Annotated in this window: 22 protein-coding genes; 14 read left to right on the plus strand and 8 right to left on the minus strand. The window is 61.0% G+C overall.

Going from position 1 to position 23662, the window contains the following annotated elements:
* Positions 1-73: 73 nt before the first annotated feature.
* Positions 74-1501: a nucleobase:cation symporter-2 family protein gene (locus YA0848_RS18190; RefSeq protein ID WP_034097093.1), complete on the plus strand. Its 1428-nt coding sequence runs from the start codon at positions 74-76 to the stop codon at positions 1499-1501.
* 10 nt (positions 1502-1511) lie between these two features.
* Positions 1512-1973 carry an LEA type 2 family protein gene (locus YA0848_RS18195; protein WP_034137945.1) on the plus strand — a complete coding sequence of 154 codons (462 nt, stop codon included), beginning with the start codon at positions 1512-1514 and terminating at the stop codon, positions 1971-1973.
* Between the two features lie 193 nt (positions 1974-2166).
* Here YA0848_RS18195 and YA0848_RS18200 read toward each other — a convergent pair whose 3' ends face one another.
* Positions 2167-3093: a carbon-nitrogen hydrolase family protein gene (locus YA0848_RS18200; protein ID WP_034097090.1), complete on the minus strand. Its 927-nt coding sequence runs from the start codon at positions 3091-3093 to the stop codon at positions 2167-2169.
* Positions 3094-3179: 86 nt separating this feature from the next.
* On the opposite strand from YA0848_RS18200, the gene YA0848_RS18205 reads away from it, so the two are divergent.
* Positions 3180-4088: a LysR family transcriptional regulator gene (locus YA0848_RS18205; protein ID WP_169903210.1), complete on the plus strand. Its 909-nt coding sequence runs from the start codon at positions 3180-3182 to the stop codon at positions 4086-4088.
* Here the strand turns inward: YA0848_RS18205 and YA0848_RS18210 are convergent.
* Positions 4081-4335 carry a hypothetical protein gene (locus tag YA0848_RS18210; RefSeq protein WP_003190904.1) on the minus strand — a complete coding sequence of 85 codons (255 nt, stop codon included), beginning with the start codon at positions 4333-4335 and terminating at the stop codon, positions 4081-4083. The genes YA0848_RS18205 and YA0848_RS18210 overlap by 8 nt on opposite strands.
* A gap of 163 nt (positions 4336-4498) precedes the next feature.
* Between YA0848_RS18210 and YA0848_RS18215 the strand changes: the two genes are divergently transcribed.
* Positions 4499-4819 carry a DUF883 family protein gene (locus YA0848_RS18215; protein ID WP_034097086.1) on the plus strand — a complete coding sequence of 107 codons (321 nt, stop codon included), beginning with the start codon at positions 4499-4501 and terminating at the stop codon, positions 4817-4819.
* Between the two features lie 42 nt (positions 4820-4861).
* Here the strand turns inward: YA0848_RS18215 and YA0848_RS18220 are convergent, their stop codons facing one another.
* Entirely contained in the window at positions 4862-5896 is a 1035-nt protein-coding gene (locus tag YA0848_RS18220; RefSeq protein ID WP_169903209.1) for an Ldh family oxidoreductase, read from the minus strand.
* Positions 5897-6065: 169 nt separating this feature from the next.
* On the opposite strand from YA0848_RS18220, the gene YA0848_RS18225 reads away from it, so the two are divergent.
* Positions 6066-11228, plus strand: coding sequence for a dermonecrotic toxin domain-containing protein (locus YA0848_RS18225; RefSeq protein WP_198712481.1), 5163 nt, complete (start codon positions 6066-6068; stop codon positions 11226-11228).
* A 21-nt stretch (positions 11229-11249) separates the two neighbouring features.
* Here the strand turns inward: YA0848_RS18225 and YA0848_RS18230 are convergent, their stop codons facing one another.
* Positions 11250-11519, minus strand: a complete 270-nt coding sequence (locus YA0848_RS18230; protein WP_034097081.1) for a PepSY domain-containing protein — start codon at positions 11517-11519, stop codon at positions 11250-11252.
* A gap of 153 nt (positions 11520-11672) precedes the next feature.
* Here YA0848_RS18230 and YA0848_RS18235 point away from each other — a divergent pair, with 153 nt between their 5' ends.
* From YA0848_RS18235 to YA0848_RS18265, 7 genes are all read left to right on the plus strand, one after another.
* Positions 11673-12668, plus strand: a complete 996-nt coding sequence (locus YA0848_RS18235; RefSeq protein ID WP_198712482.1) for a FecR family protein — start codon at positions 11673-11675, stop codon at positions 12666-12668.
* Positions 12669-12996: 328 nt separating this feature from the next.
* Positions 12997-13446, plus strand: coding sequence for a hypothetical protein (locus tag YA0848_RS18240; RefSeq protein WP_034097078.1), 450 nt, complete (start codon positions 12997-12999; stop codon positions 13444-13446).
* On the plus strand, positions 13446-13994 hold the full coding sequence (locus YA0848_RS18245) for a hypothetical protein (protein WP_034097077.1): 549 nt from the start codon (positions 13446-13448) through the stop codon (positions 13992-13994). Before YA0848_RS18240 ends, YA0848_RS18245 begins: the two co-directional genes overlap by 1 nt.
* Before the next feature lie 66 nt (positions 13995-14060).
* Positions 14061-14804, plus strand: a complete 744-nt coding sequence (locus YA0848_RS18250; protein WP_034113206.1) for a hypothetical protein — start codon at positions 14061-14063, stop codon at positions 14802-14804.
* 60 nt (positions 14805-14864) lie between these two features.
* On the plus strand, positions 14865-15545 hold the full coding sequence (locus tag YA0848_RS18255; RefSeq protein WP_169903207.1) for a C39 family peptidase: 681 nt from the start codon (positions 14865-14867) through the stop codon (positions 15543-15545).
* 42 nt (positions 15546-15587) lie between these two features.
* Positions 15588-16334: a hypothetical protein gene (locus YA0848_RS18260; protein ID WP_034097073.1), complete on the plus strand. Its 747-nt coding sequence runs from the start codon at positions 15588-15590 to the stop codon at positions 16332-16334.
* Positions 16335-16383: 49 nt separating this feature from the next.
* Positions 16384-17682: a hypothetical protein gene (locus YA0848_RS18265; RefSeq protein WP_034097072.1), complete on the plus strand. Its 1299-nt coding sequence runs from the start codon at positions 16384-16386 to the stop codon at positions 17680-17682.
* A gap of 65 nt (positions 17683-17747) precedes the next feature.
* Here the strand turns inward: YA0848_RS18265 and YA0848_RS18270 are convergent, their stop codons facing one another.
* Positions 17748-19070 carry a sigma-54 dependent transcriptional regulator gene (locus YA0848_RS18270; protein WP_034097071.1) on the minus strand — a complete coding sequence of 441 codons (1323 nt, stop codon included), beginning with the start codon at positions 19068-19070 and terminating at the stop codon, positions 17748-17750.
* A 344-nt stretch (positions 19071-19414) separates the two neighbouring features.
* Here YA0848_RS18270 and YA0848_RS18275 point away from each other — a divergent pair, with 344 nt between their 5' ends.
* Positions 19415-19675, plus strand: coding sequence for a hypothetical protein (locus tag YA0848_RS18275; RefSeq protein ID WP_034097070.1), 261 nt, complete (start codon positions 19415-19417; stop codon positions 19673-19675).
* A 61-nt stretch (positions 19676-19736) separates the two neighbouring features.
* Here the strand turns inward: YA0848_RS18275 and YA0848_RS18280 are convergent, their stop codons facing one another.
* The 3 genes from YA0848_RS18280 to gnd are packed head-to-tail and all read right to left on the minus strand — an operon-like array spanning position 19737 to position 23070.
* Positions 19737-20570: a Cof-type HAD-IIB family hydrolase gene (locus tag YA0848_RS18280; RefSeq protein WP_040268084.1), complete on the minus strand. Its 834-nt coding sequence runs from the start codon at positions 20568-20570 to the stop codon at positions 19737-19739.
* On the minus strand, positions 20567-22090 hold the full coding sequence (zwf, locus tag YA0848_RS18285) for a glucose-6-phosphate dehydrogenase (protein ID WP_034097068.1): 1524 nt from the start codon (positions 22088-22090) through the stop codon (positions 20567-20569). The genes YA0848_RS18280 and zwf overlap by 4 nt, the downstream gene beginning before the upstream one ends.
* Complete coding sequence (gene gnd / locus YA0848_RS18290; protein WP_034097067.1) at positions 22087-23070, minus strand: phosphogluconate dehydrogenase (NAD(+)-dependent, decarboxylating); 984 nt, start codon at positions 23068-23070, stop codon at positions 22087-22089. Before gnd ends, zwf begins: the two co-directional genes overlap by 4 nt.
* A gap of 271 nt (positions 23071-23341) precedes the next feature.
* Between gnd and YA0848_RS18295 the strand changes: the two genes are divergently transcribed.
* A complete protein-coding gene (locus YA0848_RS18295; RefSeq protein WP_256203854.1) occupies positions 23342-23521 on the plus strand; it encodes a DUF6026 family protein in 180 nt (59 codons plus the stop codon).
* Positions 23522-23662: the final 141 nt, after the last annotated feature.

Here is a 23662-nt window from a genome sequence, read left to right on the forward strand (position 1 = left end):
TATATTTTTACACTTCTGAGCATCGGAGCTTTCTGGCATCCTGCGCCTCCCTATTCCGACCCGAGCCCATATTTTGTCTGACGCTCAAGCCCCCCGCCCCCGCTATAAATCCGACCTGATCTACGGCCTGGAAGACCGTCCGCACTTCAGCGCGGCGATCTTCGCTGCGCTGCAGCATGTGCTGGCCAGTTTTGTCGGCATCATCACCCCGACCCTGATCGTCGGCGGCGTACTCGGCCTGGAAAGCGAAGTGCCGTACTTGGTGAGCATGGCGCTGTTCGTCTCGGGCCTGGGCACCTTTGTCCAGGCGCGTACGTTCGGCCCCATCGGCTCGGGCTTGCTGTGCCTGCAAGGCACCAGTTTTTCGTTTATCAGCGTGATTCTCAGCGCCGGTTTTATGGTCAAGGCCCGCGGCGGCGGCACCGATGAAATTCTCTCGACGATCTTCGGCATCTGCTTCTTTGCAGCGTTTATCGAAGTGGTGCTCAGCCAGTTCATCGGCAAACTGCGCAAACTCATCACCCCGGTGGTGACCGGCACCATCATCACCTTGATGGGCCTGTCCTTGATCAAGGTGGCCGTCACCGACATGGCCGGCGGCTTCGGCGCCAGCGACCTCGGCGCGGCCGGCAATATGGGCCTGGCGGCCCTGGTGTTGCTGACCATCGTGGTGCTCAACCGCTTCAATAACCCGTTCCTGCGCCTGGGTTCGATCGTGATCGGCCTGACCCTGGGCTTTGTGGTGGCCTGGTGGCTGGGCCGCGTCGATATGGCGGCGCTGCCCCAGGTGCCGTTGATCAGCGTACCGGTGCCGTTCAAGTACGGGTTTTCGTTCGACTGGGTGGCGTTTATTCCAGTGGCGGTGATCTTCCTGATTTCGCCGTTGGAAGCCGCCGGCGACCTGACCGCCAACTCGATGATTTCCCAGCAGCCGGTAAAGGGCCCGCTGTATATCAAACGCATCAAGTCCGGCCTGCTGGCCGACGGCCTCAACTCGGCGATGGCCGCCACGTTCAACAGCCTGCCGATGGTGACCTTTGCCCAGAACAATGGGGTGATCCAACTGACCGGCGTGGCCAGCCGCTATGTGGCGTACTTCATCGCCGGCCTGCTGGTGCTGCTGGGGCTGTTCCCCATGATCGGCGCGGTGCTGCAACTGATGCCCAAACCGGTGCTGGGCGGCGCCACTCTGATCATGTTCGGCACTGTGGCGGTGGCCGGTATCAAGATCCTCGCCGAAGCCGGCCTGCACCGGCGCAACGTACTGATCGTGGCGATTTCCCTGGGCATGGGCCTGGGCGTCGCCGCCGTGCCGGAAGTGCTGCGCGAGTTGCCCAAGGCGCTGCATAACATCTTCGAGTCGCCGATCACCGTAGGAGCGTTCTGTGCCATCCTGCTGAACATTTTCCTGCCCGAAGAGTTCATAGAGCTGGAAGAAGATGAATTCGATCCGGAGTCCTCTACCCTCAAGGTGATGCAAGACCCGGACGTCACGAACTAGGAGACCTCACATGCGCAAGCTCATGGTGCTATCGCTGCTGCTACTGACCCTGAGCGCCTGCGCGCTGTTTCCGAACCGCGACCCGGTGAACATCAACGTGGTGGGCATCGAACCGCTGCAAAGCCAGGACCTGGAAGTGCGCTTCGCCGTCAAACTGCGGGTGCAGAACCCCAACGAAACGGCGATTGACTACAACGGTGTGGCTCTCGATCTGGAAGTCAACGGCCGACCGTTGGCCTCAGGTGTGAGCGACCAGGCCGGCAGCATCCCACGCTTCTCCGAGACCGTTCTGACGGTGCCGGTCAGCGTCTCGGCATTTTCGGTGTTGCGTCAAACCCTGGGCCTGAGCCAGACCCAGAGTTTGAACAACCTGCCCTATGTGCTGCGGGGCAAACTGGCCGGGGGGCTGTTCGGCACCATGCGCTTCGTTGACCGGGGTACGTTGGACATGCCTAACGGCGCGACGTGGTAAAGCCTGCGCAACCGACCGATACCCCGCCATCGGGGGCAAGCCCCCTCCCACATGTTGGCCCATGGGCAAATTTGGACGCACACAGCCCCCCCTGTGAGAGGGGGCTTGCTCCCGATGGCAGTGGCGCAGTCAACATATCGACTGGCTGGCTCTGCGCCATCGGGACGAGCCCCCCAGCCTTCCCGCCACTGCTTCAGTCCGTGATATAGCGCACGCCGGGTTTGGCGCGTTCATCCACCACCAGCTCGAACACATCCGGCCGTGCGTAATGCCCCACTACGTCGTAGTCATACCGCGCGCGCACCAGGTCGTCGGTATCGATCTGCGCCGTCAGCAGCCCCGCTTCGCCCACCAGCGGCCCGGCCAGGATGTCGCCCATGGGGCCGACAATCACGCTGCCGCCTGCGATCAACGGGCGGTCCGAAGGCCAGTTGGCAATCTCCACGCCGAGGGCTTCGGGCGACGCCTGCACCTGGCAGGCGCTGACCACGAAGCAGCGGCCTTCATGGGCTACATGGCGCATGCTCACCTGCCACATCTCGCGCTCGTCCACGGTGGGCGCGCACCAGACTTCCACGCCCTTGGCGTACATCGCGGTGCGCAGCAGCGGCATCATGTTTTCCCAGCACACCGCGCCGCCGATACGGCCCACCGCGGCATCGATCACCGGCAAGGTGGAGCCATCGCCCTTGCCCCAGATCAGCCGCTCGGTGCCGGTAGGCATCAGTTTGCGGTGCTTGGCCACCAGGCCGCCGGCGGGTTCGAAATACAGCACCGTGCAGTACAAGGTATTGCCGCTGCGCTCGATCACGCCCAGCACCAGGCTGGCGCCCGTGCGCGCCGACAACCCGGCCAGGGCGTCGGTTTCCGCGCCAGGTACATCGATGGCATTGGCAAAATAACGGGCAAAGGCTTCACGCCCTTCGGGCAGGCGATAACCCAGTTGCGTGCCGAACCCTTCGCCTTTGGGGTAGCCACCGAGCAGCGCCTCGGGCATCACCACCAATTGCGCGCCGCTGCGGCGGATCTGGTCTTCATAACCGAGGATCTGTTCCAGGGTGTCGGCCTTGCCGCCCGGTAGGGAGCCGATTTGCAAGGCCGCGACGGTAGAAATAGGCATAACGTTCACTCCGATGATTGGCTGGGGATTGCCCATTCTCCCGCCACCCCGGATCATGAATAAAGCCCACTTCAGTACTGAATGATATGAGCCAAATGAATATCGCCCAGGTCGATCTTAACCTGCTCAAAACTTTCGAAGCACTCCATGACGAGTCCAGCGCCAGCCGCGCCGCCTTGCGCCTGGGCGTGACCCAATCGGCCATCAGCGCTGGGCTGCGGCGCTTGCGCCAGGTGTACGGCGACCCGTTGTTTGTGCGCACCGGCCGCGGCCTGGCGCCGACGTTGCGGGCCAATCAACTCAAACCAGTGATCAGTGAAGCGCTGGACCGTTGCCGCCAGAGCCTCGCCATGGTCGACCCGGTCAATCAGCAGTACCAGGGGCGTTCGGTGGTGGTGGGTTTGTCCGATGACTTTGAAATCGCCTACGGCCGTCGGTTGATGACGCAGATCGCACAACGCCTGCCGCAATTGCGCGTGATCTTTCGCCAGACCCATAGCCAGATTGTCGCCGGCGCGCTGCTCGACCGCACACTGGACCTGGCGATCACCGCCGGCGGTTTTGCCCAGGGCCGGTTGAGCCGACAGGTGTTGGGCGAAGGGGATTACCGCTGCCTGGTGGACCCGGACAGCCTGGCGCCCGGTCAGCAAGGCATCGACCTGGACGAGTTTGTGCGCCGCGCCCATGTGTTGGTGTCGTCCGGCGGGTTTATCGGGATCACCGACGAGGGGCTGGCGGCGCAGGGGCTGAGCCGCCATGTGTGCGCCTCCACCAGCCACTTCGCCGCGCTGCCGTTTTTGCTCAAGGGCAGCCAGGCCGTTGCCACCATCCCCGGGCATGCGGCGCAGGCCATCGCCGAGATGACCGGCCTGCGCGTGCTGGCCTGCCCGTTGGCGCTGCCGCGCTACCCGGTGGAACTGGGATGGCGCACCCAGGCTCAGCTCGATCCGATGTTGCTGAAAGTCCGCGAAGCGATTGTGGCGAGCTTTACTTAGCTGCTGCCATCAGTTTGTTGACTTCGCTGCGCACCATGTTGGAAAACTCCGGCGGCGACATGCCGTCCAGTTCCGCACGGACCCACTCGGCCCATTTGCCCTTGCGCTTGGCGCGCTCGCCGAACAACCGCGCGGCTTCGCCCTTGGCCTTGCCCAGATTGGTTTGCCACAGGTCGTAGAGGCGCGACTTTTCATCTTCCAGCTCGGCGCGTTCGGCGAGGGTCTTGTTGGCGAGATTGAAGCTCATGTTGAATTACCTGCTGCACAAATAGGTGGCATCTTACACTGTAGGTCGAAATTTCCTGATTCGGATTTTGCCCGGCACTGCGCCCCAGCAAAAAAAAAGCAACTTTTAAGGGCGCCGGGTACTCCATTGTTCACTGTTACATTCACTTGCAAGGAGTCACCCCATGGCCCGCAAAACCGCCGCGCAAACCGCCGCCGACCAAATCAAGGACCAAGCTTTCAGTGAGCTCGCCGCGCTGATCGAAGAGTCCGACAAGTTGCTCAAGAGCAGCGCCAACCTGGTGGGCGAAGAAGGAGAGACCCTGCGTGAGCAGGTCGCCCTGAAGCTCAAACAAGCCATGGACTCCGTGACCAACGTACGTGAGCGCACCCAACCGATGGTCGACGCGACCGAAACCTATATTGGTGGCCACCCGTGGCAGACCGTCGCCATCTCGGCCGGCTTTGGCCTGGTGGTTGGCCTGTTGCTGGGTCGTCGCAACTAAACGTCGCCCGTCGCGCCGCTGCCACGCAGCGGCGTTTCAATGTCAGTTGGCCCAGTCACGCAACTGATTCAACGCCTGAAGTTCCACTTCAACCCCCTGCCCCAGCGACTTCGCCCGTGTGCGATGGCGTCTATCCCCCGGTAACCGCCGCAACCCTACGGCATGCATCTGCCGCACCAATTCCTGGCTGCGCTCGGCAAAACTTTGCCCGGCGGTTTTGCTCGGGTCGATAACAATCAACAGTTGCCCGGTCCACGGCGTACGCGCGCCAGGGTGATCGGCCCAGTTGAATTCGAAGGAAAAGTGCCCGCCGGTCAGGGCAGCCGCCAGCAGCTCGACCATCATCGACAGGGCCGAGCCCTTGTGCCCGCCGAACGGCAACAGCGCACCGCCCTCCAGCACGGCCTTGGGATCGGTGGTGGGCTGACCGAGGCTGTCCACCCCCATGCCAGGCGCCAAACGTTCGCCCTTGCGCGCAGCGATCTGCACGTCGCCATGGGCGATGGCGCTGGTGGCCAGGTCGAAGACAATCGGCGGGCCGTCGGCGCGCGGGGCCGCGAACGCAATAGGGTTGGTGCCGAACAACGGGCGATCGGCGCCGTGGGGCACCACGCAGGTCATGCTGTTGACCACGCTCAGCGCCACCAGCCCCTCTTCGGCGAACGGCTCAACGTCCGGCCACAGCGCCGCGAAGTGATGGGAATTGTGAATCGCCAGCAAGGCGATGCCGGCACTGCGCGCCTTGCTCACCAGCAGTGGCCGGGCCGCCGCCAGTGCCGGCTGGGCGAACCCATTGCCGGCATCCACCCGCACAAACCCGGACGCCACGTCCGTGACCACCGGAATGGCCTTGCCGTCGACCCAGCCGCTGGCCAGGGTGCTGAGGTAACCGGGGATACGGAAGATGCCGTGGCTATGGGCGCCGTCGCGTTCGGCACTGGCGCAATTGTGCGCAAGGATCGCGGCCACTTCCGGCGACGTGCCGTGCTGGACGAACACCCTGTGCAGCAACGCCACCAGTTCGGTGAAGCCGATAAGGGTATGGGGACTGTCGACTATCGGGGACTGGGCAGACATCTGTAGCTCCGATTTTATAATTGGAAGAGACAACAAGAATCCAGCCCTCCGATTAAACAACGCCCCATGTGCCTGCTGTCAACGGGCGCCCCCAGTTATCTACCGCCATCCGCGCCACCGCGCCGCCTACCGTGAAGCCTTATCCCGCCGCCTTGCTGGAGAGCGCACCATGGCGAACCTCACGCCCCCGTATTTCTTCGATGAGTTCCTGCAAAACGTCAAACGCAAGACCCCCACGCCCCGCGAGCGCGCGCTCGGGTTCTCGGTCAGGGACCTCGATTGGCTGCACACGCTGTACTACGCCACCCACACCGCGCGTATCGACCCCAGCGTGCAGCGTTACCCGATGCACGTCGAACGCTTGTCGGTCAACCGGCCCGACCACGCCCCCGTGCCCCTGGCGGGTGTGTTCATGATGAGTCCGACACCCGATGACCACAAAGCCGTGCTGTTTACCCCCTACGGCGGCCTGGAACTGTTCGACAGCCGCGCCGCGCTGCTCCATGAGGTGGATGAACGCCTGACGCAGCCAAGCCGGCGCGCCGAACTCCTGCAATTTCTGGCGATTGTCGAACGCGACGGCTTGCCCAGCACAGAACCGCTGAAGACAACGGGCGCGGTGATTCCAGGCGCGGTGATGCAAGACCAGGAACAAACCATCCTGGCCGGCCAGCAACACAACGTCTCTGCGATGCTGGAGGAACTGCGCAAGCTCCCCGACCTGCGCGGCATGCTCGACACCCTGCTGGGCATCATGGCCCGCTCGTACTTTCCGGGCCTGGACCAGCGCGACACGCGGGTGAATTTTTTTACCCAGCCCACGCCTGTGGAGGAGAGTCGCTGGGTGGCCTCCGAGTCATTGCGCGATGCGCTGCTGCAGTTTTACGTCAAGCAAGCCTGGCCGGCGAACCAGACTCACACGTATTTCAATGTGGGCCATGACGACAGCGCACACACCGCGCAACAGAGGGCCCAAGACCACCAGCGCTGGGACAGTGTGGTCGAACAGACCTGCGGCATCCTCTCGAAGCTGTTGAACAGCCTGCTGCAAACCTACTGGAATGAAGATTTCAACCGCGGTCAGTCGCGCCTGCGTTTTTTTGCCCGGGTCATGAGCGACAAGTTTCGCGCCGATCTGTTGTTCAAGCAGCAGGGCCTGGTCCTGTCCAGCCAGGAAAGCCTGGACCTGCGTGCGCTGTTCCTTCCCGACCAGGCGGCGCGTAGCGCCTATGCCAGCCATCTGAGAATAGAAAAGGTCCGTGTGCATGCCCCGTTCCAACACTATGTGGAGCTGGCCAGCACGCTGATGATCAGCGATAGCCAGGCCTACCTCTACACCCAATCGCGGGGGTTGCAGGTACTCAAAAACCTGAGCGACCTCAAAGATGCCTTGTTGCAGATGCTCAGAACGGCGGGCCACGAGGACGAACTGCTGCACTTTCTGTCGGTGGATGAACGCAGTGCGTTCGTGGGCATGGAACATATCCAAGTGACCGGCAAGCCCATCGCGGGCGATGTGTTCCAGGCAATGATCGAGGACATTGTCACCAAGCAGTCCGACAATCTGGACTATGCCTTGGGGCTCTATCGGCGCAGCAACGGCGTGATCGACCTGGCCGCGCTGCTCGACACTGCCCTGGACGTGCGCAGCATGCTCGACACGCGGCTGCTGGAGCAGGAGGCCGATGGGCGCTGGACCCTTCACCCCATCACCAGCGGCAATGGCCGCCCTACTACCGTGCAATCGGAGAAGGCCAAGGTGCACCTGGAACGTTTGCAGGCGGTGGACGCGGCCATGGCGCTGGAACGTAACCGGCAGCCGACCTTGCGCAGCCTGGTCGCCCATGCACTGGACACCGAATTGGCCAAGCGTCTGCTCGATCTCAAGGCCGAGCACGTCTATATCAACACCTATGCCACCCCCGCCGCAGAGCGCGAAGAGCGTGCGCCCCATAGGTCATTGAGCATGGTCGAGTACTTTATCGCGCGTCTGGCCGGGCAAGCCGATCGGCTCACCGAGTCGGCCCTGACCTGGTTCTACACAGAACAGAGCGCCGGCGTGGCCTACCAGTTGCACAACCTGACCATCGACAGTTTCAACGCCGTCATCGAAGAGGTGCTCAGCACGTTCGCGCAATGGGACCTGCGTACCCTGCCCCAGTTGCTGCTGGAGAATAACCGGGCGCACCTGAGCCAGGGCATGTTGCAGGGGCTGCGCGGCGAAACCGAATTGAGGCGCCTGGACCATAGCCTGCCGCCCCCTGCCCTGGCGTTACTCGATAGCGCCCTCAATGCCGACGGCATGAGCCGGCTGACCCGCCATGGCCTGAATGGCTTTATCCCGGATGCGTTCAGCCTGAGCCTGTTCCTGGGCACCGCTACCGAGCCTCAGCCCCTGGCCAATGCCTTTGTGCTGACCGAGCGCGGTGGCATCGACCCCATCCACTCGGGCACCGCCCTGCTGTGGACCCCACGGGGTGGCTATGAGGCGTTTGCGTCGATCCAGGCCCTGCGCGACAAGCTCGAACAGCGCTTGCAAAACCCCGTGCAGCGTCTGCCCCTGCTGGAGAACCTGCCGGTGTCGCGGCGCATCCCTCACCATGCCTGTCGCCTGGGGCCCTTGCAGCGAATCGGCGAACACCTGCTGCACAACCGTCAGCAGAGCTACAGCGACTTCACCCGCGACGAAATCGACCAGGTGCTGGTGATGGGGCTCAGCGCCACGCGCTTCCAGGACTGCATGGACCGGCTGATCAGGCGTCAAACCCCGTCCAATCTGCCCAGGTCGATCACCCTGGCGCGCGCCCTGATCCACCAACAAGCGCTGCCAGTCTGGCTGGGCATGGCGCGGCCCCACGAACAGATCCTGCAGGCCGAGCTGCTTGAGCAATATCGCGTCAGTGCGCCTGACGAACGGGACTATCTGCACAGCATCGTGCCGATGCGCGAACACATCTTCAGTACCCTCTCAACCCTGCTCGGCGCGCGGTTCCCAGGCCAGGTGTACAACCCGGATCACGTGCTGATTCCCGGACGTATCGACCTCGAAGGCCACACCCAGACCCTGACGGACTTCGCGTTGCGGCACCTGCCCGATCTGCGCGCCGAGACGATCCGCCCGCGCTCGCGCACCAGCATCCCACTGCCGGAGACACTCGACGGCGCGGCCATCGTGCAATTGGTGCGACAACTGGATTTGAAAACGCTGTACCGCCAAGTGTTGAGCGGCCTGCTCCAGGGGCAGAGCGACGACGCGCGTGAGCGGCGCCGCCTATTCTGCCGGCAGCTGCCGTGGCAATTGTTGCAGTACGCCCATGAACAAACCCTCACTGAACGGCTGTCCGCCACGGCCTGGGGCTTTATCCGGCAAGTCTTCGACATGCCCGACGCAGTGGCCCGCGCGGCGGTGCATGGGGTCACGGCGATGATCCGCCCGCTGGAGCTGATCGCCACCGCCGGCGCCAGTCAGGCCAAGGCATTGGGCTGTTACCTGATCGGCCCCAAGCCCGGCGCGTCCGGGCCGTTGGTGCTGTATGCACCGTACAGCCCTAAACATTTGTTGAAAGAGTTCCCCAGCGAGGCGGCGCTCCTGCACGAATTCACCAGCCCCGGGGCGCTACAGGAATGGGTGATCGGGCAGTTGCAAGCGCCCCATCAAGCCACTTACCGCAATCTGCTGAGTGAGCGCTGGCGCCCGGATCTCTCGGACATCCGCTTGGGTGACTCGCCCATCGCCGGCAATCTGCTCAACCGACTGTTCGACGACAATACCCAGCTGCTGCTGCAGATGCTGGCCGGCCAGTTTTGCGCGTCAGGCAAGACCCATTGGGACGCGGTGACCAGCCTGTTGAGCAAGGGCATTCCCAAGAGCCTGCAATTTATGGCGGGCAAACTGACCTACCCGCTGACGGTGTGGCGCAGCTACCAACTGTTCAAAACATCGGCCGAAGACTTACAGGAACACCGTTGGCAGCACTCGCTCAAAACCTTTGTCGCGGGCGTGGCCGAGCTTGCCTCTTTACGCAAAGCTCTGGACCAGTGGCTGCCGCCAACCCCATCCAGCGAACAACCGCTTCCCTTTGACGACTGGCTAGATGCCCCTGCCCCCGTGGCCGCCAGCCTGGACGAGCTGGACCTGACCGCACCTGGGCGAACCGCCCTGCAAGCCTTCGAAAATCACCAGGTTGCCCTGAGCGACCTGGAGCGCAGCGCGCCACCCTTCGTGTACACCGACAACGACACGCGCACGCATTTCGTGCCATTGGCGGGAAAGGTGTATTCGGTGAGAAAAGCCGGGGAACGCTGGCGCCTGAGCCGCGACGAGCAGCACGGCCCTTATGTGCGAGCCAACGCCCAGGGCGAATGGACCCTGGACCTGGACCGCCATCACCCGCGCTACGGCAAAACCCTGAGCCGCTACGCGGGCAAAATGCAAACCTGGGCGGCGGAGCGCGACGCTATCAATATCGAGGCGGTGGGCATGCGCGAAATTGCCGCCCTGTCGAGCTGGAAGGCCCAGTGCATCGACGAAGCGCTCAACGTCGCGACCTATTACGCGGTGACGTGCAAACGCAACCTGCTGCACTTTGCACCGCTGCGCGAACCCGGCAGCCGGCTGGGACGGTTCTTCAGTGAGTTGTTCGGCGTGGTTACGCTGACCGGCGAGCAGGTGCAACGAATTGAGCGACGCGTCGACGAAGTGCTCGATGAGCTGATCAACCATACCCTGGTCGGCCCGGACTCCCAGCGCTTCGTCTGCGGCACCCATCGCTACAGCCCGCAAAACACTTTCGCTTTTGTGCTACCCGAGGACCGGGAACAGAAAATCTACCTGGTCGACCGCTTTTTCGATCCGCCGCTGGACATCTATCAGAATCGCCTCACGACACCCTTCAACATCTCTGCCCATGCCCGCGCCACCACGTTGATTCACGAGATCACCCACCTCAAGTCCTTGACCGAAGACCTGGCGTACCTCGACAGCATGCGGCCGTTCCACGACCTGATTAACCTCAACGTCAGTGGCGCCAGGCGAATGCACACGGATCTGGCCGACTTGCGCGATACCGCGCTCTCCACACTCACCCCGGCCACCATGCTGTTCAGAACGTGGGACGAGTTCACCCAGCAATGGGAAGACTTTGGAGCCAGTCGTGGGACTTCGCCGCAAAAGGACAAGGTGTTGAGTACTACCGGGACGCGAACCCTGGACGATGCGCGGGCGGTGTTTATGAGTGACGCCAACAAGCGAATCGATACGATTTTGGCCAACGCCGATTCGGTGACTTACCTGATCAGCCAGCTCGGCAGGGAGTTGGATGCGGGAGCCTGAACCGGCTCCCGGCGCGAGACGTCAGTCTTTCTGGTCACGCAGGATATTGCCCGAGGCGCCGTCGATGCGCGCTTCATACACGGTGCCGTCAGACTTGCGCCCTTTGACTTCCCAGTAGCCGTTATCGTCGGCTTCGGCGGCATAGACTTCAACGTAGCCGGCCTTGGTCTTGGCCACTTCGATGGCCTTTTCGATAGTGATCCAGCCTGCGCCCGGCTTATCGGCCAGGGCGGCACCGGCACTGAGCAGCGCGGAGGTTGCACACAGGGCGACTAAGGTTTTCTTCAACATAACGGAACTCCATAGTGGGAATAACGGACGCGTGTCCTGAAATTTTTAGGTACTGGCAAATAAGAATAAGTTCCAATTGATGTGCAATCGCCATGATGGCTGTTCTCCCCATCGGCCCGCGGAGGTTAGAATGTGGGAAATCAGGATGCGTAAATGACCGAAAAGTCTGTTTCAGAAGCCGAATACGACACCATCACCGATGCCGCAGCGCACTGGTGCATGCGCATGCATGCAGGTGATTGCACACCGGCTGAACGTCAGGCTTTTCAACAATGGCATGACGCCCATCCCCTGCATGCCTTTGAATACGCCGCGATGCTGGAAATCTGGGACGTCGCCGATCACTTGCCGCGCACCGCGCCCACCGCACCGGTATTGGCGTTCAAATCGCGCAGCCGCGTACGTCGTTATGCCGTGGCGGCGGCGCTATGCCTGGCGGCCCTGCCGCTGGCCGCGTTCACCGGGTGGCAGGCCGGGTGGCTGCCCAATTCCTATGAACGTTTCGAGGCGACCCAGGGCTTGCGTCAGGTGACCTTGAGCGATGGCAGCCAGGTAGAGCTGAACCTGGGCACCGAACTGGTCTATAGCAACTACAAGGATCAGCGCCGGGTCACGCTGAAGAAAGGCGAGGCGTTTTTCAATGTCAGCCACGACAGCACCCATCCGTTTGTGGTGCGCGCCGGTGAAGGCCAGGTGCGCGTGACGGGCACCCAATTCAATGTATGGAAATATGGCGATCAGGTCCGCGTGATGCTGCTCGAAGGCTCGGTGCAGATCGCCAGCGATGCCACGCATTGTAGCGTGCCCCTGACTCCGGGCATGCAGGCCAGCTACCAAGCGGGCGATGCCACTCCGCGCGTGAGGCCGTTCAGCCCGAATGACAGCGCACTGGCCTGGCGCCAGGGCAAGCTGATCCTCGATAACCTGGCCTTGGTCGACGCGTTACCGCTGATCAACCGCTACTTGAGCAAACCGGTGATGCTGGCCGACGCCAGCACCGGGGCGATTCGAATAGGCGGCATCTACAACCTCACCGAGGTCAACAACCTCATCCCCTCGCTGCCAAAGGTACTGCCGGTCTATCTGACGCAGAACCAGGACGGCAACCCCGTTCTCAATTCCATCCCGCGTAAAAGCCCTAAAGGCTGAGCCCGGCCGATTCGTGCGGGCCTGTTCGCGCCCGCAGTGTCCATTTTTGAAACACCTGCCTGCCCTGAAGCCCGTGTACAGCGTGGGTTCATGCTTTTGTCATGTGCGGTGTTACGCCGCTGATACACAGGGGTGAATCGTTTGTGGCACAGCGGGCTGCACGCGCTTGAAGGGCAGGTGTTTCAGCACTGAGACACCGGCAACGTCGACGCGCCTCTAGTTATTCACAAACCATTGAATATCAAGACAATTCAAAAAGCGGCACGGCATCTGCTCTATTCCTCATAGCACTGTTTAGGGTCAGTGCTGAGAATAAGGACATGCCGCCGTGAACACACTCACACAACACTCGATGAAGGTACTGCTGACCAGCTGTGTACTCAGCCTCGGCATCAGTGCACCAGCCTTTGCCGGTGATGGTGTGATCGTGACGGGCCGCAACGTACAGGCACACATGTACGGTCGCGCCGCTTTCGGTAAAGACCCCTACCCCACCACCGCCAATGCCAATCCCACCCAAGAGGTTCTTGGCGCCACCGGCGAGCTCAGTGACCTGGCTATCAGCGGTGTCAGCAGCGGTTCAAGTTTCGCCCGCGCCAGCCAGATCGATAGCACGTTGACCGGCGTGCATGCCACGCAGAACAGCATGTCGACCCTCGGCACCGGCGCCACCGCCGGGCATGGCAGCGGCAGCAGCATGGGCGGACAGATCAGTGACTCGATCCAACGCGGCATGGCCCCTCTGAATAACCTCGGCAACATGATGGGGGGCAAATAATGAACCGTACCTTGCTCTTGCTCGCCCTGCTGGGCAGTGCCTCGGCCATGGCCGACAACAACGCTGTGATCAACAACAGCGGCAAAGACTACCGCGGTAACTTTTCGATCAACCAAGCGGCGGGCAATCAGCAGCAACAGGCCAATAACCGTGCCGTCACGCTCGGCGGCCAGGCCACCACCGTGAATATCCAACGGCTCGACGGTCAGGTCGATCCGTCTCTGAACGCCAAGGCTGCGATTCAGGGCGCTTCTTTTACCAATGGCAACGGCATGTTGGGCGTCAACCAGGCGGCCGGGGCCAACAACCAAACCGTCAACGCCGTGCGGATCAGCGTCAACCCTGGCCCGCAAAGCATCGACGACAGCGTCTTGTTGCAACAGAACACGACGCAATTAACCGACTCAGGGCTCACCCCCACCACTGGCAGCCGCCTGGTCGTTACCAGCGACCAGGCCTTCACAGGCAGCCGAGGAGTGATTCAGGTGAACCAGAGTGCCGGGGTGGGGAACCGAATGGCTAACACCCTGGGCATCACTATCAAGTAACGACTTGGTAGTACTCGCAAGACCGTACCAACACTTAACCAACTAATAGAAGCAAGGAGAAACACCATGAAACCTCAAATGGCTCTGAAACCTCTGGTTTTCGCTCTCGCCGCGCTCATGGCTGCTGCTGCTCAAGCAGGTGGCTGGCACCCTGCGCCTCAACCTACCGGCACTATTGCCGCTGTGGTCACTGACGTTCAAAACAGCGCCGGCAACAAGTTTGACGATACCAAGACCGAAAATAACGCCTCTGCCGATAATTCGGTCAACAGCAACAGCGGTAACGCGGGTGTCAACGCGCAAGCTGGCAGCGGTAACCAGGCTGACAACTCTGCCGCTATCTCCAGCGCCAAAAGCGATGCGGCCACTGTATTCGGTCTGGTCGACGTGAATCAGAACAGCGTGCTGAACACCTACGTCAACAAAGGCACCCAGAACAACGCGTCTCTGGATAACTCCATCAACGGTAACTCCGGCAACGTGGGTTACAACGGTCAGGCCGGCCAAGGCAACCAGGGTAAAAACAACCTGGCGATCGTCACTGCCGACGGCAAAAACATCGCAGCTGCCGCCAATACCGAGCAAAACTCCCTCGGTAACAGCTACCTCAACGCTGCGGCCACCAGCCACGGTTATGGCTATGGCGGCAAGCCTCAGTATGTGTCCAACAACGCCAGCCTGGACAACTCGGTTAACCGCAACTCCGGCAACATGGGCGTGAACCTGCAATCCGGCTCCGGCAACCAGGGCAGCAACAGCCTGGCAATCGGTCAAGGTTGCACCGTCTGCGCCAGCGGCGTGCGCTTCTGATCCAACGGGGCCTTGGCAACAAGGCCCTTTCCTATTCCAGTGTCCATCCGGCCTTCGATCATGCGCCTCGCGACCCTTACCCTGCTGATGCTCCTCACCGGCCCGACCTGGGCAGGCACCATGGCGATCTCCGCCATGCCTGGCGGTGCAGTGATCTACAAGAAGGTCGAGAGTATCCGCGAGCGCCGGTTCGCCAACCTGGTGGAACAGAAAACCGATTTCAGCTGCGGCGCGGCCGCCCTCGCCACCATCCTGCGTCAGGGCTATTGGCTGGACGTCGACGAAGACCATGTAATCAAAGGCATGCTGATCAACGCCGATCAGGACCTGGTGCGCACCCAGGGCTTTTCCATGCTGGACATGAAGCGCTACCTGGAAAGCATCGGCATGCGGGCGCGGGGCTACAAGATCTCGCCGGAATCCCTGCTGACCGTGAAGATTCCGGTCGTGGTGCTGCTGGAAATCCGTGGTTACAAGCACTTCGTGGTGATGCAGCGTGCCGACAAAGACTGGGTCTACATCGGCGACCCGGTGCTGGGCCATAAGCGCTACACCCGCGACGACTTCGTCAAAGGCTGGAATGGCATCGTATTCGCCGTACTGGGTGAAGGTTACGACAAGACCAACGCCTTGCTCGCGCCCCCTCCCCCCCTGACCGCCAAGAACCAGTTGAATGAGTTCAGGCCCGTGGGCGACGCCGAATTGATGGATTTCGGTTTTATCCAGAGCGACTTCTTTTAATAAGAAGCGCCATAAGGGACCAGGATGCTCCAGGAGCAGAAGATGAACACTTCCCGTTGGCTGACAGTTGTGTGGCTGGCAGCCGCAATGCCCGCTTATGCGTCATCGGGTTTCAAACCGATCGAATTGAAAGACTCGGAAATGGCCGACCTGCGCGGTCGTTATGTAATGCCGGGGCGCATCATCAGCTTCGGTATCGTGATGAGCAGCACCTGGACCAATGCCATGGGCGACAGCATCACCGGCAAGGCCAGCATGCAGGTCGATAAAACCACGATCACCCCGCAATTTTATGTGCAGACCACCGGCTCGGCGGGCAGCGGCACCGGCCAGAGCACCGGTACCGGCAATGTCGTCGGCGGCGCCGGTTTGGGCAGCGGCCAGGGTGTGACGCAAAGCGTGCGCGCAGCCGGCGATGGCAACACCGCGAACAACAATGTCGGGATCACCGTGAGTCAGGACGGCCTGGCGCCGGCCAATCTCGCGCAATCGGGGCAAGTGCTGGTGGCCGGCGGCACCGTGACCGGTGACAGCGCGGCCGGCAAAGTGAGCGTGTCGGCCAATAACGGCGGACTGCAAATGGCGATCCAGGCCAACCATAACCAAGGCAACAGCCTGCAGCAGATTGGCGGCGGCACGGTGCTGCAAGGTACTGTCTTGACCGGCAATACCAACTTCGTCAACAACATGACTCAACTTAACGTCGTGATGGGCAATAACGGGCTGAACAACCCGGCGTTGAATTGCAACCTGGACCAACTCAAAGGCCTACGTACGCTCGGTTATTGAACTACGCTGACCCTCGACACTTACGCATTAAAAAAGGACGGCTTATTTCATGCATCGATCGTTATCGCTTCGTGCGGTGGTCTGTTTAAGTACGCTCTTGCCCGCATCCGTGTTGTATGCCGCGCCAGATGCCGATATCGAAACACTCAAGCAAGAACTCCTGGAACTCAAGCAACGTTACGAAGTGCAGCAAAAGGCCCTGGCGGTGCTGGAACAGCGAGTGCGTCAGGTCGAAGACCAACCGGCGACGCCGGCGCCCAAACGCCTGGCCAAATCCCCCGCCGACTTCCAGAAAGGCGGCACCACCGTGGCCGGCACTGGCGCCGCTGCGGCCTCCGGTGGCGCGGGCGGCGGCAGTTCCTATGGGCAGTCCCTCAAGGACGACTCGGCGCCTGCGCAAAGTGTCAGCAACCTTTATAACGAAGCTAGTGGCTTCTTCGGCAATGGCAAGTTCAGCTTCGAAACCGGCGTGACCTACGCTCGCTACGACGCGCGCCAACTGACCCTCAATGGGTTCCTGGCGCTGGACTCGATTTTCCTCGGCAATATCAACCTCGACCGCATCAAGTCGGACAACTGGACCCTGGACCTCACCGGCCGCTACAACCTCGACAACCGCTGGCAGTTCGACGTTAACGTGCCGGTGGTGTACCGCGAATCGACGTACCAATCGGCCGGTGCAGGCAACAACGGCACGGCAACATCGGAAGCATCGGTGACCCGCGACCCGACCATCGGCGACGTCAACTTCGGTGTGGCCTACAAGTTCCTCGACGAGACCCCCACCCTGCCGGATGCGGTGGTGTCGGTACGGGTCAAGGCGCCGACGGGCAAGGAACCGTTCGGCATCAAGCTCATCAACCAACCCGGCAACGACAACTTGTTCGTACCTGAAAGCCTGCCCACCGGCAACGGGGTCTGGTCGATCACGCCGGGCATCTCCCTGGTCAAGACCTTCGATCCGGCCGTGCTGTTTGGCTCGTTATCCTACACCCACAACTTCGAAGATTCGTTCGACGACATCAGCAGCGACGTCAACCAGAAGGTCGGCGGCAAGGTCAGCCTGGGTGACAGCTTCCAGGTCGGCATGGGCGTAGCGTTCGCGCTGAATGAGAAAATGAGCATGTCGTTTTCGGTGTCTGACCTGGTCCAGCGTAAAAGTCGCCTCAAACCCAATGGCGGGGACTGGCAATCGGTGGTCTCCAGCGATGCCAACGCCGGCTACTTCAACGTGGGCATGACCATTGCCGCCTCGGATAACCTGACGATCGTGCCGAACCTGGCGATCGGTATGACCGACGATGCGCCGGACTTCACCTTCAGCCTGAAATTCCCGTACTACTTCTAACCAGACGCACAAGGAAAAGCCCCGCAACGATAAGGGTCGTTGCGGGGCTTTTCGGTTTACCCGCCCTAGCGGATCTGGTGTTTGTGCAGCAACCGATAGAACGTAGGCCGGGACACGCCGAGCACACGGGCAGCGACACTCAAGTTGTCGCTATGACGGTTGAGCACATCGCACAGCGCCTGACGTTCGGCGCGGTGCTTGTAGTCTTCGAGTGTAGCCAAGGGTGGCGCGATTGCCTGCTCGCTCTGCAATCCCAGATCAACGGCTTCGATCTGCCGCCCTTCGGCGAGCACCAGGCCACGGCGCACGCGGTTGGCCAACTCACGCACATTGCCGGGCCACGGATGCTGCGCCATGGCCGCCAGGGCATCTTCGCTGAAACTGCGCGGGCGGCGTCCGGTTTCCTGGCTGTAGAAACGCGCAAAGTGGTTGGCCAACATCGCCACGTCACCATGGCGCTCGCGCAACGGCGCGGTGACCACCTGCAGCACATTGAGGCGGTAGTACAAATCCTCGCGGAAGGCGCCCTTGGCCACCGCCGCTTCAAGATTGACGTGGGTCGCCGCCAGCACACGCACATCCACCGGGATCGGCTGGCTGCCGCCGACGCGCTCGATGTGCTTCTCCTGCAAAAACCGCAGCAGGTTGGCCTGCAGCTCCATCGGCAGGTCGCCGATTTCATCGAGAAACAGCGTGCCGCCGTTTGCCGCTTCGATACGCCCGATCTTGCGCTGGTGCGCGCCGGTAAACGCACCTTTCTCATGGCCGAACAGTTCGGACTGGATCAGGTGTTCAGGGATGGCACCGCAGTTGATCGCCACGAAAGGCTTGGCATGGCGCTGGGACTGACGATGCAGGGTTTTGGCCACCAGCTCTTTGCCGGTGCCGCTGTCACCGCGAATCAAGACGGGGGACTCCGTCGGCGCCAGCTTGGATAAGAGTTTGCGCAGCTCGCGAATGGGCCGGCTGTCGCCCAGCAGTTCGTGCCCCTCATCCACCGGCGTGTGGCCTTTACCGCGCAAGCGCGCCATGCCGAATGCGCGTCCCAGAGTGACCTGCACCCGCGAGACGTCGAACGGCAACGTATGGAAGTCGAAAAACCACTCGCAAACGAAGTCGCCGACATTCTGCAAGCGCAGTACATCCTGGCTGAGCACGGCAATCCATTCAGTGCCGCTGCGGCCGATCAGCTCCTTGACCGCTTCGGGCCTCTTCAGGTGTTCGGGCTGCAAGCGCAGCAGGCCGACATCGCAGGAGCGATCCCCCACGTCCTCCAGCGCACAGCTGTCCACTTCCCACCCCGCCGTACGCAGCCCGGGCAACAGCCCATGGCAGTCATCGCACGGATCGACCACAAGCAAACGGCGTTGGACGAGAGGCACACCCATGACTGATCCTTGGCGTCAAAAATCGTTAAAGTTATTTAGAAACAACCAGTTGTAACGACTGGTGCTAACCCTAGCAAGATATTGACGCGCGCCTTGTACCGTTTCGCTATAAGTCGGGGCAAAAAGCCATCTTCTTGCTTCAGCGATTAAAAAGTTGCCGACTGTGGAAACTTTCAATCAGCTTTCAAAACAGGCGCTTACATGACCTCAATCACGGAAAGTTGAAATTTGTTGCTCTAACATGTGACCCGCACCCCGCCATCGCGCATCAGTACAAGTAACTCGCCGCCTGGCTCGCCCAACCGACGGCACTCATTTGATTGGGCATTTAGAGAGAGACCCCAATGAACGCCCCGCTCCGCATCAACGAAGCTCTTTTGATCGCAGACCGTGCCTTCCAGCCCTTTCAGTGCGTGGCCTGGCACGATGGCAATGGCGCCCTCAGCCTCAGCGTCGTCGACCGCACCAACAACCGCATCGGCCGCAAGCAACTCTCGTCGAGTGCCTACACCGATCCCGCGCAATTGGAAAACCTGCTGTTGCAGGCGCGTGCCGAACTGGATAAAAGCGGCTATCAGTTACAATCCTGGGCAATGCCTAAGTAAATAAATCGACGGCACAACTTTCGATCCATACAAAGCGTGATCGTAAGTTGTGCCGTTGAACTTAGCGTATTGAGTGTGACGGCAGAATAAACCGCTCGAAAGCTTCTGCGGCACCGTCGTCAATATTAGTGCCTGTCACTACATTGGCGCGACGTTTGACGGTTTCTTCCGCCTGGCCCATGGCAATCGCCAGCCCGGCCACCTCAAACATCGCCGGGTCATTGCCGCCATCACCGATGGCCGCAGTGTGCTCAAGCGCCACGCCCAGATGCTCGGCCAACGTTTTTAACGCCTCGCCTTTATTGGCCAGCATGGCCGTCACATCCAGATAAACCGGCTGCGACCGCGAAACCTGCGCCAGCCCCTCGACCTTGGGGTGCAAACGCGCCTCCAGTTCAACCAGCAGTTGCGTGTTAAGGCTGGCAGCGACAATCTTGTCGACCCGATCCAGATAGGGTTCAAAACTCTCCACCACCTGCGGCCCATAACCCAGCCCAGCGGTTTCCCGCGGTTCCATCGGGCCGGGCGAACCACGGCGCAGCCAATCGCCATCGGCAAACATCCAGACTTCCACCTCCGACTCGGCCGAAAACAGCGCCAAGGCGATCAGCGCGGCTTCAGCAGGCAGGTGATGAGCTATCAAAACCCTGCCGTCCGGATGGATCAACGTACCGCCATTGAAGCCCGCCACCGGAACATCGATACCGAACGTTTCAATCAGGTGCAACATGGCCTTGGGCGGTCGCCCGCTGGCCAGGCTGAACAGCACACCGGCGTCACGCAAGGCACGAACCGCATCGGCCGTGCGTTGGCTGAGGCTGTGGTCGGGATGCAGCAACGTGCCATCCACGTCGCTGAGGATAAAACGGATGGGTTGGATCGCGGCATCACTCATCCGAGTGTGTGCCAGGTACGACCATCCCGGGCCAGCAGCGTGTCAGCCGCCGCCGGACCATCTTCACCTGCCTTGTAAGTCTGGATGCCATCATCTTCCTTCCACGCATCGAGGAATGGCTGCACCGCGCGCCAGCCGTTCTCAATGTTGTCGGCGCGCTGAAACAAGGTCTGGTCGCCGGTCATGCAGTCGTAGATCAGGGTTTCGTACCCCGTCGACGGTTGCATCTGGAAAAAGTCCTTGTAGGCGAAACCCAATTGGATATTGGCCATATCCAGGGTCGGCCCAGGCTTTTTCGCCAACAGGTCGAACCACATGCCTTCATTCGGCTGGATCTGGATTTTCAGGTAGGTAGGCTTGAGTTCATCCACGTCGGTATCGCGGAACTGCGCATAGGGGGCCGGCTTGAAGCAGATCACGATTTCGGTATCGCGCACACTCATGCGCTTGCCGGTGCGCAGGTAGAACGGCACGCCGACCCAGCGCCAGTTGTCGATCATCACCTTGAGCGCCACGAAGGTCTCGGTGCTGCTGTCCGGCGCGACGTTGGCCTCTTCGCGGTAACCCGGCAATGCCTTGCCGCCGATCTCGCCAGCGGTGTACTGGCCACGTACCGAGTTGGCCCGTGCATCTTCCAGGGACCAGGGGCGCACCGCGCCAATCACCTTGGCCTTTTCCCCGCGCACCGCGTCGGCGCCGAACGCCGCTGGCGGCTCCATGGCGACCATGGCCAACAGCTGGAACAGGTGGTTGGGCACCATATCCCGCAACGTGCCAGTTTTTTCGAAGAAGTTACCCCGCGTCTCCACGCCGACGGTTTCGGCGGCGGTGATTTGCACGTGATCGATGTAGTGATTGTTCCAGAACGCTTCGAACAGCACGTTGGAGAAACGGCTGATCAGGATGTTCTGTACCGTTTCTTTGCCCAGGTAATGGTCGATGCGGTAGATCTGCTTCTCGCTCATCACCTTGAGCAGGCACGCGTTCAACGCTTCGGCGGTGGCCAGATCGGAACCGAACGGTTTTTCGATGACCACGCGACGGAAACCGTGGTCAGTTTCCGTCAACAAGCCGGCGCTGCCCAACCGCTGCACCACCTCGCTGAAAAAACGCGGCGCGGTGGCCAAATAGAACACCGCATTGCCGGTGCCGCTCTCGGCGATTTTCTTGCCGATGTCGGTGTAGGTGCTGTCGTCGAGGAAGTCGCCCTCGACGTAGCTGATGCCTTTGGCCAACTGAGCCCACAACTGCGGGTCCAGCGCGTTCTCGGCATTGCCTTTGACCTTGCTCGCGGCTTCGGTGCGAATGAAATCTTCGAGTTTCTTGGCGAAGTCGGCATCGCTGATGGCGTTGTGATCCACCCCGACAATGCGCAAGCCATCGCCCAGCAACCCGTCGCGACTGAGGTTGTACAGCGCCGGCATCAGCAGGCGCTTGACCAAGTCGCCATGGGCGCCAAACAGGAACAAAGTGGTAGGTGGAGCGGGTTCGGCCTTCAGTTTTTTGCCGTTAGCCGTCATTTTTTGGAAGTCTCCACGTGACCACCGAAGCCGAAGCGCATCGCCGACAGCATCTTGTCACCGTAAGTGCTCTGCTGGCGCGAGCGGAAACGGGCGAACAACGAGGTGGACAGCACCGGCACCGGCACGGCTTGTTCCATGGCCGCTTCGATAGTCCAGCGGCCTTCGCCACTGTCGGCCACGGAGCCGGAATAGCCGTCGAGTTTCGGGTCGGTGGCCAGGGCATCGGCGGTCAAGTCCAGCAACCACGACGACACCACGCTGCCACGGCGCCACACTTCGGCGATATCGGCCACATTCAGGTCGAAACGCTGATCTTCGGGCAAGTTCTCCGAGTTCTTGGTTTTGAGAATGTCGAAACCCTCGGCGAACGCCTGCATCATGCCGTATTCGATGCCGTTATGGATCATCTTGACGAAGTGCCCGGAACCGGCCGGCCCAGCGTGGATATAACCGTGTTCGGCGCGCGGGTCGGCGGCGGCGGAACGGTCCTTGGTGCGCGGAATGGTGCCCAGGCCTGGCGCCAGGCTGGCGAAGATCGGGTCCAGACGCTGCACGGTTTCGGTATCGCCGCCAATCATCATGCAATAGCCGCGTTCCAGGCCCCAGACACCGCCGGACGTGCCGACGTCGACATAGTGCAGACCTTTTTCCGCCAGGGCCTTGGCGCGGCGTACGTCATCCTTGTAGTTGGTGTTGCCGCCATCGATGATCACGTCGCCGCTGTCCAGCAGTTCACTGAGTTCTTGAATGGTGTTCTCGGTGGGGTCGCCCGCCGGCAACATGACCCACACGGCGCGAGGCTGCTGCAGCCCGGCGACCAGGGCTTTGAGATCGGCAACGCCAGTGGCGCCCTCTTCGCTCAAGCCTTTGACAAATGCTTCGTTACGGTCGTAAACAACGGTGGTATGCCCATTGAGCATCAGGCGCCGTGCAATATTCCCGCCCATGCGGCCTAGTCCGATAATCCCCAGTTGCATGTGCTGATGCTCCTAACTACTAAAAAATGTGTGACATAGTTTATAGCGCAATGAGGCTAATGAGGGTTAGTCCAGAGCGGATCGGTGTAGTTTCATGCCAAAAAAGATGCCATCGTTTCACCATTACCGCGGCAAAAGTCACACGACCACCAAAAATAAAAAAGTTCCATTGCTGTGAAAAAGAATTCAGAATTGCTTCCGACTGATGCCGAGAACCTCGACTCAAGCGTTCTGGCACACCGCGACACACCGGCTATTTGCGAGGCAAGCAATGAGCACAGCACAGATGACCCGCCCTCCCCAGACTCTCTACGTCAATATCCGTCGCGATGAGTTGCGTCAGTTGAAAGACGAGCGCGAACAATTGCAGCAGGAAGTCATGCGCCTGCGCTCGTACATCATCCAGGCTCAACTGGATCAGCCGGCCGGCGCGCAACCTGCACTCTGCTGAGCCCTGTCACCGCTTTGTAAGATAACCCCTACAAAAATCTCACAAAGTTTTCACACGCCCATCCCGATACTCCCGCCCCCAAAGGCCGCCCCTTAAAACCAGGGTGGCCGGTGTTGCGTGCAGCCCTGCGCGTCAACTGGA

The organism is Pseudomonas sp. S4_EA_1b, from assembly GCF_016307435.1.
In the GTDB taxonomy this organism is placed as follows: domain Bacteria; phylum Pseudomonadota; class Gammaproteobacteria; order Pseudomonadales; family Pseudomonadaceae; genus Aquipseudomonas; species Aquipseudomonas rhodesiae.